Origin of the sequence: Proteus penneri (genome assembly GCF_003144535.1) — a bacterium.
GTDB classification, from domain to species: domain Bacteria; phylum Pseudomonadota; class Gammaproteobacteria; order Enterobacterales; family Enterobacteriaceae; genus Proteus; species Proteus penneri.
The window spans coordinates 71565-88060 of sequence record NZ_PHFJ01000003.1 but is presented as its reverse complement, the minus strand read 5'-3'; the positions used below and the strand labels follow the sequence as shown (position 1 = coordinate 88060).

Here is a 16496-nt window from a genome sequence, read left to right as displayed (position 1 = left end):
AATCTCACATAATCAGCGAATAATTTGTTTAATGCCTCAAAATCCGAAAGAAAATAGATAAAGCGCAGTTAAGCGTTTAGATAAGTATAGATATGTGAATTATTTTTCTCTATAAAATAAAACGGCCATTTTTTATAAAATAGCCGTTTTGAGAATTATCTTAAAATAAAAGGAGGAGTTATTCAGTTGCTTGAACTGTGTGTTTGGCAACAGACTTATTACGCTGAATAAAGTAACCAACTGCCATTGGGATCGCTGTTAACGCCATAATTGCAGTAGTGTTAATTAGGGGATGCTGGCTGATAAATGCAGACACGATAAAACTTGCTAAACTACAAAGACCCAGTTGTAGCGCATTTTGTAATGCGGCTGCTTTACCACTGATTTCAGGATAAGCCGATAAAGCATTAGATACAGCGATTGGATAGGAAGCGCCATTCATTGCAGCCATAATACAGAACGGAATTAAGATCGTGGTTAATGTTGGCTCAGTAAATTTAGCAACAAGGTATAATGCAGTCATACTAACAGCATAACCAATTAATAGCAGTGGTAATAATGTTTTACCCGTCATTTTTGATAGTAAAATACGACAACCATAGCCACCGACCATAAAGGCAATAGTTTGTGGAATATAACTTAAACCAATATCCTGCGGAGAGTAGCCCATTTTTTCAAGAATGATTGGTGAACCAGCTAACCAAGCAAAGAAACCTGCACTACAAGACGCGTAAACTAATACGTTACCAGTGTAGAGCGGGGATTTTAATAAAGTCATAAATGAGGCAGAAGATTGGTTTGCATCTGTGACGGATTTTTGTTTAATGTTTTTTAGCATTAATGTCGGTAACATCAAAACTAAAGTTACCGCCATTAACAGCATGAAAATCATACGCCAGCCACCATGGTTTAATAATGATGCACCGATCAAAGGCGCAAGTGCTGGGGATAACGCAACCAGTGGCATAATTAAAGCAAAAACGCGCTGAGCGCGAGATTCATCGAAACGGTCGATGACAAGAGCTTGCCAAATAACAGCTGCAGAACAGACACCAAAAGCTTGTAAGAAGCGCATCGCAAGTAAACCTGTTGCACTTTCAACCCACAACATGCCAAGGCAGCCTAAAGAGAAAAGGCTTAACCCAATAAGAAGAATAGGTTTTCGACCTACTTTGTCAGAAAGTGGCCCCCAAAGTAACTGAGCAACAGCAAAACCAAATAAAAAGATACTTAAGCTATTACTGATAGCGCCTTCGCTGATAGCGAGTTCACGCTGCATCATACCGAATGCAGGTAAGTACATATCAATTGCTAAGTAACCTAGCATACTCAAACCAGCTAGGTACACCATGAAGCTCATAGGTGTTTTTGATTGTGTGGACGTTTTAGTATTCATTTTATTTTCTATGCTATGTGATGTAGAACATTTTATGTATTGTAACTAAGGCTTATTTTACTTGTGAAACGGGAATATTTGGTTAATACTGTGAAAAATTTTCAAAGGAATAAACTCTATGTGGTCAGAATACTCTTTAGAAGTTGTTGATGCAGTCGCAAGAACAGGAAGTTTTAGCTCAGCTGCACAAGAATTGCACAGAGTGCCATCCGCCGTTAGTTACACTGTTCGGCAATTAGAAGAATGGCTTGCTGTTCCTCTGTTTGAGCGCCGTCACCGTGATGTAGAACTAACCGATGCAGGTAAAATTTTCATCAAAGAAGCTCGTTCTGTTATCAAAAAAATGAATGACACTCGACATCTATGTCAACAGGTTTCCAATGGGTGGCGTGGTCAATTTAGTATAGCAGTTGATGGCATTGTTAAACCCGAAAGAACACAACAACTTATTCTCGATTTTTATCGTCATTTTCCTGATATTGAGTTGTATGTCTACCCAGAAGTGTTTAATGGGGTATGGGACTCCTTAGTTAATGGTCGTGTTGATTTAGCCATTGGTGCAACAAGAGCGTCACCAATTGGTGAACGTTATAGTTTCAGGGATATGGGTTTTATGCCTTGGCGCTGTGTTTGTCATGTTGATCACCCATTAGCTAAAGCGGAACATCCACTAACGGATGATGAAATGCGACCTTATCCTAGCCTATGTTTAGAGGATACATCACGTAGTTTACCAAAGCGTGACACTTGGGCGTTAAATAACCAACGTAGAATGGTTGTACCAACGTGGGATATGGGGCTTGAATGTTTGTTGGCAGGATTATGTGTAGGAATGGTGCCTTGGCATCGTGCTGAGCCATTGATAGTCCAAGGAAAGTTAGTTACTTTGCAACTGGCACAGCCATTGCCAGACAGCCCATGCTGTCTGACGTGGGTCGATAAAAGTGAATCGCCTGCTTTGACATGGTTGTTAGATTATCTTGGAGATAGCCAAACCTTAAATGAGGAATGGCTTCGCTAGAAATCAGATAGCTGGATAAATAAGAATTAACGGCGGTAGTCGATAAAAGGACCGTCGGCAACTGAACGGCGCTCAACTAATCGCGGATGAACTTCGATTGTTTGGGCGTCTTCGCGTTTATTAACGATGCGATCAAGCAACATTGATAATGCCATTTGGCCTAAACGCTCTTTTGGCTGATGAACGGTTGTTAGCGCAGGTGTAAAATAACGTGCATTACGAATATTGTCGTAACCCACAATCGAAATATCTAAAGGAACACGCAGACCAAGTTCATCCGCAGCGCAAATTGCGCCCATTGCCATGACATCACCACCACAAAAAACTGCAGTAGGGCGCTGTTTTTGGTTTAGCATTTGATACATTGCTTTATAACCGGATTCAGGTTCAAAGTCACCTTGTACAATCCACTCATCTTTTACTGTGATTTTGGCTTCTTCCATAGCTTTTAGAAAGCCCTGTAGACGACCACCACCAGTGTTGCGCTCTAATGGTCCAGGAATAATACCGATATCGCGATGACCACGCTCAATAAGGTAACGACCTGCGATATAGCCACCATGGAAAGCGTTATCGATAATGGTATCAGTAAAGTCACCACGCGCTTTTCCCCAATCCATGACAACCATGGGAATATTACGATAGCCTTCTAAAAGAGTCAGAAGGTGATCAGGATATTCAGAACACATGACTAATAACCCATCAACACGTTTTTGTGCCAGCATGGCTAAATACGCTTTTTGTTTATCAAGATTGTTATGTGAGTTACATAAAACCAGAGTATAGCCTTTGCTATAACAACTATTTTCAACTGCTTCAATCACTTCAGCGAAATAAGGAGCTTCACTGGACGTGGCTAACAGGCCAATAGATTTGGTGTGATTGACTTTCAAACTACGCGCAACGGCACTTGGCGAATAATTTAATTCTTTTATAGCAGCCCAAACTGCTGCTCGTGTGTTCTCAGCAACAAAACGGGTTTTGTTGATCACATGAGAAACAGTCGTGGTTGATACGCCTGCGCGTTTTGCCACGTCTTTTATTGTTGCCATGGTGTGGAAAACTCCTGACCTTCATTGGTCTCTTTTATCTAATTTTATGGTTTAACTGCCAGTATAGTCATACATAGGGCAAACACTGGCAATAATTTAGCGATTAGCTGTGAATTTTGTATGATCTAGCTCAAAAGTGAAAGTATTAATCAATGTTATAAATTGTGCACTAGTCGCTATTTTAACAAATTCTGATATGTGATAATAATTAACCATGACAAGGTTATGGTTAATTATGTGTATTATAATCATTTTGAGGGAGAATAGATGGATACGGATCTGAAATTTGGTTTGAGTACAGCAGTAGCAGCGCTGGTTATGATTGTTATTTTTTCTACTCTGCTTTTCTAATCATGTTTTAATAAGTACCCGATTAATTTAAGTAATAGATTATCGAATACTGAATATAACAAAGGGCTCAAGGCCCTTTGTTATTATGTCATCAAAAATGAATCTCAATCATTCACCTTTGATTATCAATCTAAATTAAGCAAGGTTAGCTTCAACAAATGACCAGTTAACCAATGCCCAGAACTCTTCTAAATATTTAACACGTGCATTGCGGTAGTCGATATAGTAAGCATGTTCCCATACGTCTACAGTTAATAGTGGTTTATCTGCACCTGAAACTGGCGTTGCCGCATTAGAGGTGTTAACAATTGCAACTGAACCGTCAGCTTTTTTAACTAACCAAGTCCAACCTGAACCGAAGTTTTTTGCTGCGACATCATTAAATTGCTTTTTGAATTCTTCAAAAGAGCCAAATGCCTTGTTGATAGCATCAGCAATTTTACCTGTTGGTGCACCACCTGCATTTGGTGCTAAGCAGTTCCAGTAGAAAGTGTGATTCCATACTTGTGCCGCGTTATTGAAAATACCACCATCGGTAGACTTGATGATTTCTTCTAAAGATTTGCTTTCTAAATCAGTACCTTTAACTAGGTTATTTAAATTAGTTACATAGGTTTGGTGGTGTTTGCCGTAGTGATATTCTAAAGTTTCTTTAGAGATATGTGGCTCAAGAGCATCTAACGCATAAGGTAATTTTGGTAATTCGAAAGACATTGCGTACTCCTTTAAACTATCTATTTCGGGTTTTGTGCCTGAAATCATTCCATCAAAACCATTTGAATCGATAGAATGAGGCAAATGAATCACTAATTTGTTACTATTTTGCTAATTATTTTAACAAAAATTCATTGAAATAACAGCTAAATATCTTTTATCTATTAGTATAGAACATATAGATTAGTTATTTTGATAAGAGTATCTCTCACCAAGATATACGTAAAGTGTTAAAACATTATCCTAATATCAGTGTATATAACATTTTAATCATGACGATTAATAGGAATAGGGCAAATATTTGGCGTACTCTGGCAATAGGGAGTCGATAGGCGACTTTTACGCCGATAGGAGCTGTAAGTATACTGGTGATACTGATGCCAATAAAAGCAGGCAGATAGATAAAACCTAAATAATAGTTAGCTAATTCAGTTTGTTGCCAACCATAAACGATCCCCATAATTGACCCAATAGTGGCGATAATTACACCAAGCATTGATGATGTTGCGATACATTTACGGGTATTAAATCCCCAGTAGCTTAATAGTGGTATTGTTATTGTGCCCCCAGCTATACCAATAAAACTTGAAATAAAACCTACTAAACTACCACCAGTAGTAAGTGCTGGTTTTGAAATAACGGGGTCTTGTGCATTCTCAACACGTTCGGCTTCTTTTTTCTTGGTCAGTAATCCATATATGGTATAGGCCATAAAAATACAAAAGATAATTTGTAATAGTGTATTTGAGAGTTTTTGTACTAGAAATGTCCCAACAAGCATACCGATGATAGTGCCGATAGATAATAGAGGAAATTGCTGCCATAAAATGGCTTTATGTTTGTTATGCGAATAAGCGGAAGAGGCGGTAGAAAATATAATCACAGAAAAAGAGGTTGAAAGGGCGATTTTCATTACCATGTCAGCAGGGATAGCTTGTTGGCTAACAACATACATTACAATAGGAACGATAATGGCTCCGCCCCCAATCCCTAATAATCCGGCAAAAAATCCAGTTATACATCCCACAATCAAAAACAGTAAAATCATTTCCATACTAAATACTCATAAGTTTCAGTAAGTGTGTTGGCTAAACCATGATAATGGCAGATCCCTATTAGAAATAATATCTCATTTTGATGGAAGTGTTATTCGACAGAACAGAAGAGTTATATGGCTTAAGGAATAAATTTACTGTATTAATCTATTTTATCAGGTGCGCCGTAAAACCCCTGTCCTTCACTTTAAGGCGGGGAGGATGTCAAAGATCCTAATGAATGGCAAATTAGCTTTAATGGGCCATACATCATTTCATTTTTAATAATACTTTTATCATGGTTACAATTGATTGAAATAGAGAAACCGTGCAAATAATCAGCGATTAAATTTAGGCTATCTTCTTCAATTTTTTTAGGAAGAGCTAAAGGAGCGGTGATAATTTTAAATCGTTTGGCGAATATTTGAGCAGGGCCTTGCAACGACATAGTCAGTATAATATTCATTAATCCTTTGTATTTACATAACATTTCTACATAACTGACACATAAATTTTTTAATTCCTCTTTCCAGTCAGAATACTCTTGAGGAATATAGATCTCCTCTGTAAGTGACGTAGCGAGTGTCTCTAATAGTGAATCTTTATTTTTGAAGTAGTGGTAGATTGCCATGGGATCTACATTTAATTGTGTTGCTAAAGATCGAATACTAGGTACTTTTCCGTCGTTTTCCATCAAAATCTTGACTTTGTTTAAAATAGCATCAGCGCTTAACTGTGAATGTGCTCTTGTGGGTCTTCCTTGTTTTTTTTCATTGACATTCATCTAATAACTCCAATAAGCTCAATATAAATTCTACGGTGTAGAATTATTGTAAGTAATAGTTTGAATTTATTCAATTACAAAGAATTTGATGAGATATGTATGGCAAATATTGTATTTATTGCAACGAGCTTAGATGGTTATATTGCAGACAGGCAAGGTAAGCTCGATTGGTTATATTCGATACCAAATCCAAATAATATTGATACTGGTTTTATCGCTTTAATGGAGAAAATTGATGCGTTAGTTATGGGGCGTAATACTTTAGACACGATACTCAGTTTTAATTGTGATTGGCCTTATACAAAGCCCGTATTCGTGCTGAGTAATACTATGACAACTGTTCCAAATGGTTATAGCGGGAAAGTATTTTTAGTCAAAGGTGAATTACAAAACATTATTACTGAATTGAATGCCAAGGGGTTTAATGAACTTTATATTGATGGCGGTGTGACAGTGCAAAACTTTCTAAATGAAGACTTAATAGATCAAATGATTATCACCCGCTTTCCGATCTTACTTGGGGGTGGAACACCTTTGTTTGGCGAACTAAAACAGCCATTAAATTTCAAGGTGATTAAAAATGAGATATTACTAGAAAATCTAGTTCAAACTACTTATTTACGTGATAAATAATATTTATTCCTTCTAGGAAGTGATATTAGGCATTAATACACTTATCTAAGTGCTCTTTATCTGCGACGCGACTAGTGGCTAAATTGACATTAACCTTGTTTTATTTGTCCTTACATTGTCATGTATTATCGTGTTTTTTTCGTAGATTATATGGAAATTTATCTGTAATTTATTGATTTTAAAGCATAACTAAACTTATATAGAGGTTTCTAATATAAAGTGGTATTCTTCTTTCATGTTTTCCCCTATAAAGCATATCGAATATAAAAGGCTGTAAGGACTTAATAAATGACGACTATTGAAAAAATTGAACGCCAGATCAACGAAAACCCAATTATTTTATACATGAAAGGTTCACCAAAATTACCAAGTTGTGGTTTTTCTGCTCAGGCAGTTCAAGCTATCTCTGCTTGTGGTGAGCGTTTTGCGTATGTTGATATCCTGCAAAACCCAGATATTCGTGCAGAATTACCAAAATATGCGCATTGGCCAACCTTCCCACAATTATGGGTAGATGGTGAATTAGTCGGTGGATGTGATATTATTTTAGAAATGTATCAGCGCGGTGAATTACAGAAGTTATTAAAAGAGACTGCTGATAAATATCGTGGTGAAGAAGAAGCACAGTAATTAAATTTTTATCGTTTCGCTATTGAAACGCATAAAAATAATGAGTTCTTCAAGAAAAAGCCAGTTCATTAATAAACTGGCTTTTTCTATTATTCATACATGTATCAGCGAAATTATGGCTTCAAGGTGTAGGTAATGGCCATCCACCCAGTTTTTTCCAGCGGTTAACTAATTCACAAAAAAGTAATGATGTGCGATTAGTATCATATAATGCACCATGCGCTAATTTGCTATCAAAAGGAATGCCAGCGGTGATGCAGGCTTTAGCTAAAATTGTCTGTCCTAATACCAACCCACTTAAAGCCGCAGTATCAAAGGTGGCAAAAGGGTGAAAAGGATTACGTTTTAATCCAGCACGTTCAGCCGCAGCCATGACAAAGCTGTGATCAAAATTTGCATTATGAGCCACAATAATGGCGCGATTACAATCTGCATCCTTCATTCCTTTACGTACCATTTTAAAAATAGCATGCAAAGCTTCATATTCACTGACTGCGCCACGAAGTGGATTTGTTGGATCAATGCCTGTAAATTCTAAGGCAGCAGGTTCTAAGTTAGCCCCTTCAAAAGGTTCAACATGAAAATGTAATGTGTTATCAGGTTTTAGCCAACCTTGTTCATCCATTTTTAATGTAATAGCGGCGATTTCAAGTAAACCGTCTGTTTTCGCATTAAATCCACCTGTTTCAACATCAATAACTACAGGGTAGTAACCCCGAAAACGGTTACAAAGCTTATTGGGATTATTTATATCAGGCATTAAGTTGTACTTATCCGATAAAAATAAAATATCGGAAATTGATAATCAGTAAGGCCAGAAAGATAACATATGTATCTTTCTGGTTTTTATAAAAATTAGTTACCTAGAGCGTGACTTGCACTTTTATTTTCGATGAGCTCGATTTTATATCCATCAGGATCTTCAACAAAAGCAATAATTGTTGAGCCACCTTTTACTGGGCCAGCATCACGGGTAACATTACCGCCAGCTTGGCGAATGGCTTCACAGGTCGCGGCAACATCATCAACACCTAATGCTACATGCCCAAAAGCAGTTCCCATTTCGTAGCTATTTACACCCCAGTTATAGGTTAATTCGATAACTGCACCAGTGCTTTCATCACCATAACCAACAAAAGCTAACGAGTATTTATATTCCTCATTCTCGCTAGTGCGTAGAAGTTGCATACCTAAAACCTTGGTATAAAAGTCGATAGAACGTTGTAAGTCGCCCACACGGATCATGGTATGAAGTACTCGCATATAAACCTCTTGTGTTTTTTAATGATTAAACCCTACAGATAAACTGATGGCGGGGTACTATAACGCGTTAAAGCCCTAAAGTTCAATTTTACTACGCTTTTAACAGTTCAATAAATCATGTTGTGCAGATAATATCTCTATTAACTATACTCTATTGTAACAAACAATAGGGAGGGAAAATCAAATGCAGGAACAATTAGAATTTTTTGATATTCCTAGTCCTTGTATTGGGCGTTGTGAAATGAATATGCAAGGATATTGTGTTGGCTGCTATCGCAGCCGTCAAGAGCGGTTTAATTGGTCAACAATGAATCAACAAGAGAAAAGAAATATATTACGGCTTTGTCAGCAACGTTATTTAAGATCATTAAAGAAATTGGGTTCTACAATTGAAAAAGAAAATAAACAACTCAATTTATTTTAAATATTCTATTTATTTTTTAATATTAAAATAATAATTAACTATCTTTTTAATTCATTATTGTTATTTATTGTAGTTATGATGTTTATTATTTTTTCTTTATTAATCTAAGGTTGATATTTTAAATTGTTACCATGCTGTATTGTTTTTAATTGATTGATTGTAAATGTGTTTTTTTTGCTTCTGCTATTGTCTGTAAAATAATAATTATTATTATGTAAAAAAATATAGATTAGTTTTTATAACAAGGTTATTCTTTATGAACTTTCATGGCTAGAAAGAAATGGTTTAATTATGTCTGGAAAATAATTACTTATCTAATAAATGGGATTATAACTATATTAGTTATTAAAGGTAATGTTTTAATTAAAAAGAATAGGTAAATATCGTATTAAAAATGAATATCTAAACTTTGTAATAAGTTGACTGAAAATGCTAATTAAGGAGAGATAAGTGGAATCAACATTAGGAGCTGATTTAGCGCGTTTAGTTCGATTATGGCGTGCTTTAATTGATCATCGTCTCAAACCATTAAAATTAACTCAAACCCATTGGATTACTTTGTATAATATCAGCCAATTACCTCCAGAGCAGTCACAAATCCAATTGGCAAAAGCGATAGGAATCGAACAGCCGTCTTTAGTGAGAACCTTAGATCAACTGGAAGAGAAAAAACTGATATGTCGCCATACATGTGCAAATGATCGTAGAGCAAAACGTATAAAATTAACAAAAGAATCTGAACCTTTTATTAATGAGGTTTATGCTGTTATAGAAAAAACGAGACGAGAAATATTAGGTGGTATTCAACTAGAGGAAATAGAAAGACTAATAAGTACAATCCAAAAACTAGAAAAAAATATAAATAGGTTAAATGACTAATAATTTCAAATTTAATATATATTCTAATTAAATAATATTAATTATATGATGATAACAATACTCTCAATAATCCAATGTTCAGCTAGAACACAAGTGAATGAGTCACTAGGGACATATAAAATATGCAATTGGTGCGAGTAAACGATATCAATAACACTGAAAATTGACGAGTATATAAAAAAATCATTATATATTCATAATTGTAATAACTAGATTATATATTTTGCTCTCTCTTTAGATTAATTATTATTGGGTCATAAAATAAAACAGGCAACTTTAATGTTGCCTGTTTTTTGTTGCTAATTAGCGAGGAGAAACAGTTAAGTTATTTCCATTACCGATAACTGCAACACGTTGACCTTTACTATACACAGTATTATCTGCTTTTTGAACGATAGCGACAGTTCTACCACTATCTAAACGAACTTCAATTTGAACACCCTTAGTCGTATTTAAAGCACCTTGTGCTTGTTGTCCTGCCATACCACCTGCAATTGCACCAGCGGCTGTTGCAAGGTTACGACCTGTTCCTCCGCCAACAGTGTTACCTAACATACCGCCGAGAACGGCACCACCGATAGCGCCTAAAATATTTTCATCGCTACCCGCTTGAATATTGACTGAACGTACAGAAACCACTGTACCATAAGTAATATTTTGAGCTTGTTTGGCTTGACTTGCAGTATAAGTGTCACCTGATAGTGAACTAGTATTCACACAACCAGTAAGTACAGTCATTGTGAAAAGGCCAATAAGTAAATGCTTAAACATAGTCACTCCTAAAGAAAACCTGAGGTAAATTGCTCAGATTATACCAATGTTGTCTATTATCAGTTATAGCTTGTTTTTTGCGTATGTCGAGACTGATTTTAATAATATATAGCTTACTATATAGTAAAAGCCGATAGTAAAAACAGAAGAGATTTCTGAAAAAAAGAGAATATAACATTATATGTTAAAAATTTGCATCATCTTGATTATAAGGAAAAGAACATGATAGCAGGGCGGTACATTGGTGTGATGTCTGGCACAAGCTTAGATGGTGTTGATGTTGTATTAGCTGCAATCAATAATAAGTTCGTTGCACAACAAGAAAATCACTTTCTGCCTTATCCTCAGAATCTACGCCAACGAATTTTAGCTGTTTGCCAAGGGCAACCGACTACCTTGCATGAAATCGGTCTATTAGATGCTCAATTAGGTGAACTTTATGCGCAAGCAATCATAGAATTACTCTCAAAAGCAAAACTTAGCGCGAGTGATATTACGGCAATAGGGTGTCATGGACAAACTGTTTGGCATGAGCCAGAAAGTGATATGCCATTTACTATGCAAATTGGTGACAACAACCGTGTTGCTACACTAACAGGAATTACGACGGTCGGTGATTTTCGCCGCAGAGATATTGCTTACGGTGGACAAGGGGCGCCTTTAGTGCCTGCTTTTCATCTTGCCGTATTAGGACATCCTGTTGAAAAACGTATTATTTTAAACATTGGTGGCATCGCCAATATCTCATTGTTATTACCCGGTATTGCCGTTAAAGGCTACGATACAGGACCAGGAAATATGCTATTAGATAGCTGGAATTGGATCCATAACCAAACACCCTATGATGATAATGGCAAATGGGCTGCGACTGGTACTGTAAACCCAACTTTATTGAAAGATATGCTTTCGGATCCTTATTTTTCGCGTTCAGCACCTAAAAGTACAGGGCGAGAATATTTCAATACACAATGGTTAAATTACCATTTAGCAAGAGTACCTAATGTTTTTCCTGAAGATGTACAAGCAACGCTAGTTGAATTAACCGCGATAAGTATTGCGCAACAGATACAATTAAATGGTGGATGTGAACGTTTACTCGTTTGTGGTGGTGGGGCGCGAAATGGGCAAATTATGCATCGATTAGCTTCACTATTACCCGGTACAGAAGTCGCAACAACGGATAAATATGGTTTAAGTGGTGATGATATGGAGGCACTGGCATTTGCTTGGTTAGCCGCGCGCACTATTGCAAATGAATCAGGGAATTTACCTTCTGTAACAGGGGCATCGAGAGAAACTGTTTTAGGGGTGATTTACCCTACAAATCCTCGTTAAGCGTGATATGCTGAATGCAGTTTCTCAAAAGAGAGAGTGAAAAATGACAGATCTTGATTTTATTGATGTTGCTGATTTACGCCGTGAATATATGAAAGGTGGATTACGACGTCATGAGTTAACTGAACAGCCATTGGTATTGTTTGAGAAATGGCTAAAACAAGCTTGTGAAGCGCGTTTAAGCGATCCTACGGCTATGTGTGTTGCAACTGTTGATGAAAATGGACAACCTTACCAGCGTATCGTGTTATTAAAGCACTTTGACGAACATGGCTTAGTTTTTTACACCAACTTGGGCAGTCGCAAAGCGAGCCATTTAGAGCACAATCAACGCGTTAGTTTATTATTCCCTTGGTATCCATTAGAAAGACAAGTTTGTTTTTTAGGGAAAGCCGAAAAACTGTCTCCTATTGAAGTTATTAAATATTTCCATAGTCGCCCTAAAGATAGTCAAATTGCAGCGTGGGCTTCTCGACAGTCTTCTCGCATTTCCGCAAGAGGCGTGTTAGAAAGTAAGTTTCTAGAATTAAAGCAGAAATTTCAAAATGGGGAAGTGCCATTACCGAGTTTCTGGGGGGGATATCGTGTGACATTTGATTCTGTTGAATTTTGGCAAGGAAGAGAAAATCGGCTACACGATCGCTTTATCTATCAGAAATCACCACAAGGATGGGACATTGAGCGATTAGCACCTTAATAGAGTGTTAATAAATTTGCCTCAAAAAGTCTTTTTCTACTGGTACTTAATGTAGTGGCGCTTTATGCTATACCACTCGTGTTTCACTTATATTTTAAATAGACAAAAAACAATAAACCGATGGAGTCATTGATGTCTAGCAAGAACCTAATCACACAATTGCAGGAGCGTGGGCTAATTGCTCAGGTTACGGATGAGGCAGCTTTAGTCGAGCGTTTGGAGCAAGGTCCTATCGCTCTCTATTGTGGCTTCGATCCTACCGCTGATAGCCTGCATTTGGGGCATTTGGTTCCTTTGCTGTGTTTAAAACGATTCCAACTAGCCGGGCATAAGCCTGTGGCGTTGGTGGGTGGTGCAACGGGTCTGATTGGTGATCCTAGTTTTAAAGCCACCGAGCGCAAACTGAATACCCAAGATACTGTTCACGAATGGGTAGAAAAAATTCGTAAACAAGTGTCACCTTTCTTAGATTTCGACAGTGGTGAAAACAGTGCGGAATTAGCAAACAACTATGACTGGTTTGGTCAAATGGATGTGCTGACATTCCTGCGTGATATCGGTAAACACTTCTCTGTGAACCAAATGATCAACAAAGAAGCGGTTAAACAGCGTTTAAACCGTGACGATGTGGGTATCTCTTTTACTGAATTCGCCTATAACCTATTACAAGCTTATGACTTCGCGTCATTAAATACGCATTTAGGTGTTGAATTACAAATCGGTGGCTCTGATCAGTGGGGTAATATCACTTCAGGTATCGATTTAACCCGTCGTTTCAATCAGAAACAAGTATTTGGTATGACTGTACCATTAATTACTAAATCTGACGGAACTAAATTCGGTAAGACAGAAGGCGGTGCGGTTTGGTTAGATCCTAAGAAAACAAGCCCATACAAATTCTATCAGTTCTGGATCAATACAGCAGATGCTGATGTTTATCGCTTCTTAAAATTCTTTACCTTTATGAGCATTGAAGAAATTAATGCACTTGAAGAAGAAGATAAAAATAGTGGTCAAGCGCCTCGTGCTCAACGTGTATTAGCAGAACTTGTTACAGGTTTAGTTCATGGTGAAGACGGTTTAATCGCCGCTAAACGTATTACAGAAAGCTTATTCTCTGGTGCAATTGCAGACTTAACACAAGCTGATCTTGAACAATTAGCACAAGATGGTATGCCAACAATTGAGTTAGAAAAAGGCAGTGATTTGCAACAAGCGCTGGTTAACGCAGAATTAGTTCCTTCTCGCGGTCAGGCTCGTACAATGATTGGCTCTAACGCAGTTTCAATTAATGGCGAAAAACAAGACAATCCTGAATACATCTTTGAAGAAAAAGATTTCTTATTTGGTCATTATTCTATTTTACGTCGCGGTAAAAAACACTACTGCCTTGTTATCTGGAAATAATTGACAAGTAAAGGGCAGCCGGTGAGTTGCCCTTTTTCTTAATAACAATAAATAAATGTATATACCTCGCCTATGATAATAAAGCTTGGGTGTTGTGTGTATTCACAATAATCGGTTTATGTCATGAAAAATATACTCTCTATTCAGTCTCATGTTGTTTTCGGTCACGCGGGTAACAGTGCTTCTGAGTTTCCAATGCGTCGCATGGGTGTAAACGTTTGGCCTTTAAACACAGTGCAATTTTCAAATCACACTCAATATCCAGAAAAATGGACTGGTTGTGTTATGTCAGCAGAACACATTACTGAGATCGTTGATGGTATTGCCGCAATCGGCAAGCTCTCACAATGTGATGCTGTACTAAGTGGTTATCTGGGATCGGCCGAACAAGGTTTGCGCATTGTTGATATCGTTAAAAAAGTAAAACAAGCCAATCCTAACGCATGGTATTTCTGTGATCCCGTGATGGGGCATCCTGAGAAAGGCTGTATTGTTCCTCCTGCTGTTTCAGGCGTGCTGTGTGAAGATGCATTACCTATTAGCGATATCATTGCACCTAATTTATTAGAGCTTGAAACATTAAGTGGTGGTAAAGCACTTCACAACGTTGATGAATGCCTAAATGCTGCTCGTGAATTGTGTAAACAAGGCCCTAAAATTGTATTAGTAAAACACTTATCACGTGCTGGATATCGTCATGATCGTTTTGAAATGCTGTTAGTAACCGCAGAACATAGTTGGCATGTTAGTCGCCCATTAGTTGATTTTGGTGAGCGTCAACCAGTAGGTGTCGGTGATTTAACTAGTGGTTTAATGCTGGTGGATTTACTCAAAGGTATTGAATTACAAACCGCATTAGAGCACGTTGCCTCAGCAGTTTATGAAGTGATGCTAAAAACAAAAGAGATGAATGAATACGAACTACAACTCGTTGCAGCTCAAGATCAAATGGTGCATCCAACACACCGATTCTGCGCAACACAGCTAGATTAAATCAATCAACTTTTAACAGAAGAAAAAGCGGATATTAATGTGATATCCGCTTTTTAATTGTGTTTAGATTATTTTTTATTGAGTTTTAATTTACTCTTTAATTAACCCTTCAGTGACTAGTGCACTATGTACATTAGGTCGTTGTGCAATGCGTTTTAGGTAATTTTGTAGGTGTGTTAAATCAGTTAAATCTAAACCAACATGCGGTGCCCATTGGCTTAATGTAAATAAATAGGCATCAATAACCGTAAAATGCTCACCACATGCACATTTTTGTTTGCTCAATACATCATTAATATAGGCGAATTTGCTTTTTAATTTAGTTTTAACAATAGGTACATAGCTTTCAGGCGTATCTGGTGAAAATAGAGGGCCATAGCCTTTATGCACTTCACTAGCAAGAAAGTTTAACCATTCAATTTGATGATAGCGTTCTAGTGATTTTGGCGATGCAATTAAATTTCTATCAGGTTTTAAGTCAGCAAGGTATTGAACAATTGCAACACCTTCAGTCAAAATATCACCATTATCTAATTGAAGAACAGGAACTTGGCCTTTGGGATTGATGGTTAGAAAATCTTTCCCCGATTCTGTTTTTTTAGCACGTAAGTCGATTCGTTCTATTGAGAAATCTAAACCAGTTTCACGTAAAACGATATGAGGGGAAAGCGAGCAACTACCAGGCGTGTAGTACAATTTCATATTGAATAGCTCCCTATCAATGAGGTGGTGAATTAACTTACAGATATTAGAATATCTTCACTAAGATAAGATGATAAGTGGTTCTAAGAAATTAGCAAACTCAAATGGTGCGAATAAAAAAGGCTTTTGTAAATTTGTGAACAAAACGATTAATTGATGAAAACACTCGAAAGTAAATGTGCCTTATATTTATAACATATAAGGCGTATTTTATTATGATCCTTCAAAAGAAGATAAAAATGAAATATCAAGGTAATAAATTTTCGTTTTTTTTGTCAACACCGTTTCTTACTAAACTTAATTCAGACTTAATAAAAAATAAAACCACAATAAAAAATAATCACACCAATAAGGGAAAAAATATAAAACAGAAATCTAAATTTCTTCATACATTAAATTCTTTTATTAAT

19 protein-coding genes are annotated in these 16496 nt (G+C 36.8%); 10 read left to right on the top strand and 9 right to left on the bottom strand.

The genetic code is table 11. From position 1 onward, the window contains the following. Positions 1 to 178: 178 nt before the first annotated feature. Positions 179 to 1396, bottom strand: a complete 1218-nt coding sequence (gene punC / locus CUB63_RS05235; RefSeq protein WP_109847608.1) for a purine nucleoside transporter PunC — start codon at positions 1394 to 1396, stop codon at positions 179 to 181. A 118-nt stretch (positions 1397 to 1514) separates the two neighbouring features. On the opposite strand from punC, the gene punR reads away from it, so the two are divergent. Beyond that, positions 1515 to 2417, top strand: a complete 903-nt coding sequence (gene punR, locus CUB63_RS05230; protein WP_006537046.1) for a DNA-binding transcriptional activator PunR — start codon at positions 1515 to 1517, stop codon at positions 2415 to 2417. Positions 2418 to 2443: 26 nt separating this feature from the next. Here the strand turns inward: punR and purR are convergent, their stop codons facing one another. After that, positions 2444 to 3469 (bottom strand): HTH-type transcriptional repressor PurR, encoded by a 1026-nt coding sequence (gene purR / locus CUB63_RS05225; RefSeq protein ID WP_072062547.1) that lies wholly within the window; start codon positions 3467 to 3469, stop codon positions 2444 to 2446. A gap of 267 nt (positions 3470 to 3736) precedes the next feature. Here purR and cydH point away from each other — a divergent pair, with 267 nt between their 5' ends. Further along, the gene (gene cydH, locus CUB63_RS17955; RefSeq protein WP_109400341.1) at positions 3737 to 3820 is read left to right on the top strand and encodes a cytochrome bd-I oxidase subunit CydH; all 84 of its coding nucleotides are present in this window, start codon (positions 3737 to 3739) and stop codon (positions 3818 to 3820) included. Between the two features lie 135 nt (positions 3821 to 3955). Here the strand turns inward: cydH and sodB are convergent, their stop codons facing one another. The 3 genes from sodB to CUB63_RS05205 all read right to left on the bottom strand — a co-directional run bounded on the left by sodB (position 3956) and on the right by CUB63_RS05205 (position 6352). Next, the gene (gene sodB, locus CUB63_RS05215) at positions 3956 to 4534 is read right to left on the bottom strand and encodes a superoxide dismutase [Fe] (RefSeq protein ID WP_109847607.1); all 579 of its coding nucleotides are present in this window, start codon (positions 4532 to 4534) and stop codon (positions 3956 to 3958) included. Positions 4535 to 4772: 238 nt separating this feature from the next. After that, a complete protein-coding gene (locus tag CUB63_RS05210) occupies positions 4773 to 5588 on the bottom strand; it encodes a sulfite exporter TauE/SafE family protein (RefSeq protein ID WP_006537043.1) in 816 nt (271 codons plus the stop codon). A gap of 188 nt (positions 5589 to 5776) precedes the next feature. Continuing rightward, a complete protein-coding gene (locus tag CUB63_RS05205) occupies positions 5777 to 6352 on the bottom strand; it encodes a TetR/AcrR family transcriptional regulator (RefSeq protein ID WP_109847606.1) in 576 nt (191 codons plus the stop codon). Positions 6353 to 6451: 99 nt separating this feature from the next. On the opposite strand from CUB63_RS05205, the gene CUB63_RS05200 reads away from it, so the two are divergent. Both CUB63_RS05200 and CUB63_RS05195 read left to right on the top strand, forming a co-directional pair. After that, a complete protein-coding gene (locus CUB63_RS05200) occupies positions 6452 to 6985 on the top strand; it encodes a dihydrofolate reductase family protein (RefSeq protein ID WP_006537040.1) in 534 nt (177 codons plus the stop codon). A gap of 288 nt (positions 6986 to 7273) precedes the next feature. Then, the gene (locus CUB63_RS05195; protein ID WP_006537039.1) at positions 7274 to 7615 is read left to right on the top strand and encodes a Grx4 family monothiol glutaredoxin; all 342 of its coding nucleotides are present in this window, start codon (positions 7274 to 7276) and stop codon (positions 7613 to 7615) included. Between the two features lie 121 nt (positions 7616 to 7736). On the opposite strand, the gene rnt is transcribed toward CUB63_RS05195, so the two are convergent. Both rnt and gloA read right to left on the bottom strand, forming a co-directional pair. Next, entirely contained in the window at positions 7737 to 8375 is a 639-nt protein-coding gene (rnt, locus tag CUB63_RS05190; RefSeq protein ID WP_006537038.1) for a ribonuclease T, read from the bottom strand. 95 nt (positions 8376 to 8470) lie between these two features. Then, entirely contained in the window at positions 8471 to 8878 is a 408-nt protein-coding gene (gloA, locus tag CUB63_RS05185) for a lactoylglutathione lyase (RefSeq protein WP_036937247.1), read from the bottom strand. A gap of 184 nt (positions 8879 to 9062) precedes the next feature. Between gloA and CUB63_RS05180 the strand changes: the two genes are divergently transcribed. Beyond that, positions 9063 to 9302, top strand: coding sequence for a DUF1289 domain-containing protein (locus CUB63_RS05180; RefSeq protein ID WP_072062543.1), 240 nt, complete (start codon positions 9063 to 9065; stop codon positions 9300 to 9302). 450 nt (positions 9303 to 9752) lie between these two features. Then, entirely contained in the window at positions 9753 to 10181 is a 429-nt protein-coding gene (gene slyA / locus CUB63_RS05175) for a transcriptional regulator SlyA (protein ID WP_006537035.1), read from the top strand. Between the two features lie 303 nt (positions 10182 to 10484). On the opposite strand, the gene CUB63_RS05170 is transcribed toward slyA, so the two are convergent. Beyond that, entirely contained in the window at positions 10485 to 10952 is a 468-nt protein-coding gene (locus CUB63_RS05170) for an outer membrane lipoprotein (RefSeq protein WP_006537034.1), read from the bottom strand. 222 nt (positions 10953 to 11174) lie between these two features. Here CUB63_RS05170 and anmK point away from each other — a divergent pair, with 222 nt between their 5' ends. The 4 genes from anmK (at position 11175) to pdxY (ending at position 15384) form a co-directional block, all read left to right on the top strand. Further along, the gene (anmK, locus tag CUB63_RS05165) at positions 11175 to 12287 is read left to right on the top strand and encodes an anhydro-N-acetylmuramic acid kinase (RefSeq protein WP_109847605.1); all 1113 of its coding nucleotides are present in this window, start codon (positions 11175 to 11177) and stop codon (positions 12285 to 12287) included. Between the two features lie 43 nt (positions 12288 to 12330). Next, positions 12331 to 12984, top strand: coding sequence for a pyridoxamine 5'-phosphate oxidase (pdxH, locus tag CUB63_RS05160; RefSeq protein ID WP_072062542.1), 654 nt, complete (start codon positions 12331 to 12333; stop codon positions 12982 to 12984). A 132-nt stretch (positions 12985 to 13116) separates the two neighbouring features. After that, a complete protein-coding gene (gene tyrS / locus CUB63_RS05155; RefSeq protein ID WP_072062541.1) occupies positions 13117 to 14391 on the top strand; it encodes a tyrosine--tRNA ligase in 1275 nt (424 codons plus the stop codon). Positions 14392 to 14514: 123 nt separating this feature from the next. Beyond that, on the top strand, positions 14515 to 15384 hold the full coding sequence (gene pdxY / locus CUB63_RS05150) for a pyridoxal kinase PdxY (RefSeq protein WP_072062540.1): 870 nt from the start codon (positions 14515 to 14517) through the stop codon (positions 15382 to 15384). Between the two features lie 90 nt (positions 15385 to 15474). On the opposite strand, the gene gstA is transcribed toward pdxY, so the two are convergent. Then, positions 15475 to 16086 carry a glutathione transferase GstA gene (gene gstA / locus CUB63_RS05145; RefSeq protein ID WP_006537028.1) on the bottom strand — a complete coding sequence of 204 codons (612 nt, stop codon included), beginning with the start codon at positions 16084 to 16086 and terminating at the stop codon, positions 15475 to 15477. Positions 16087 to 16496: the final 410 nt, after the last annotated feature.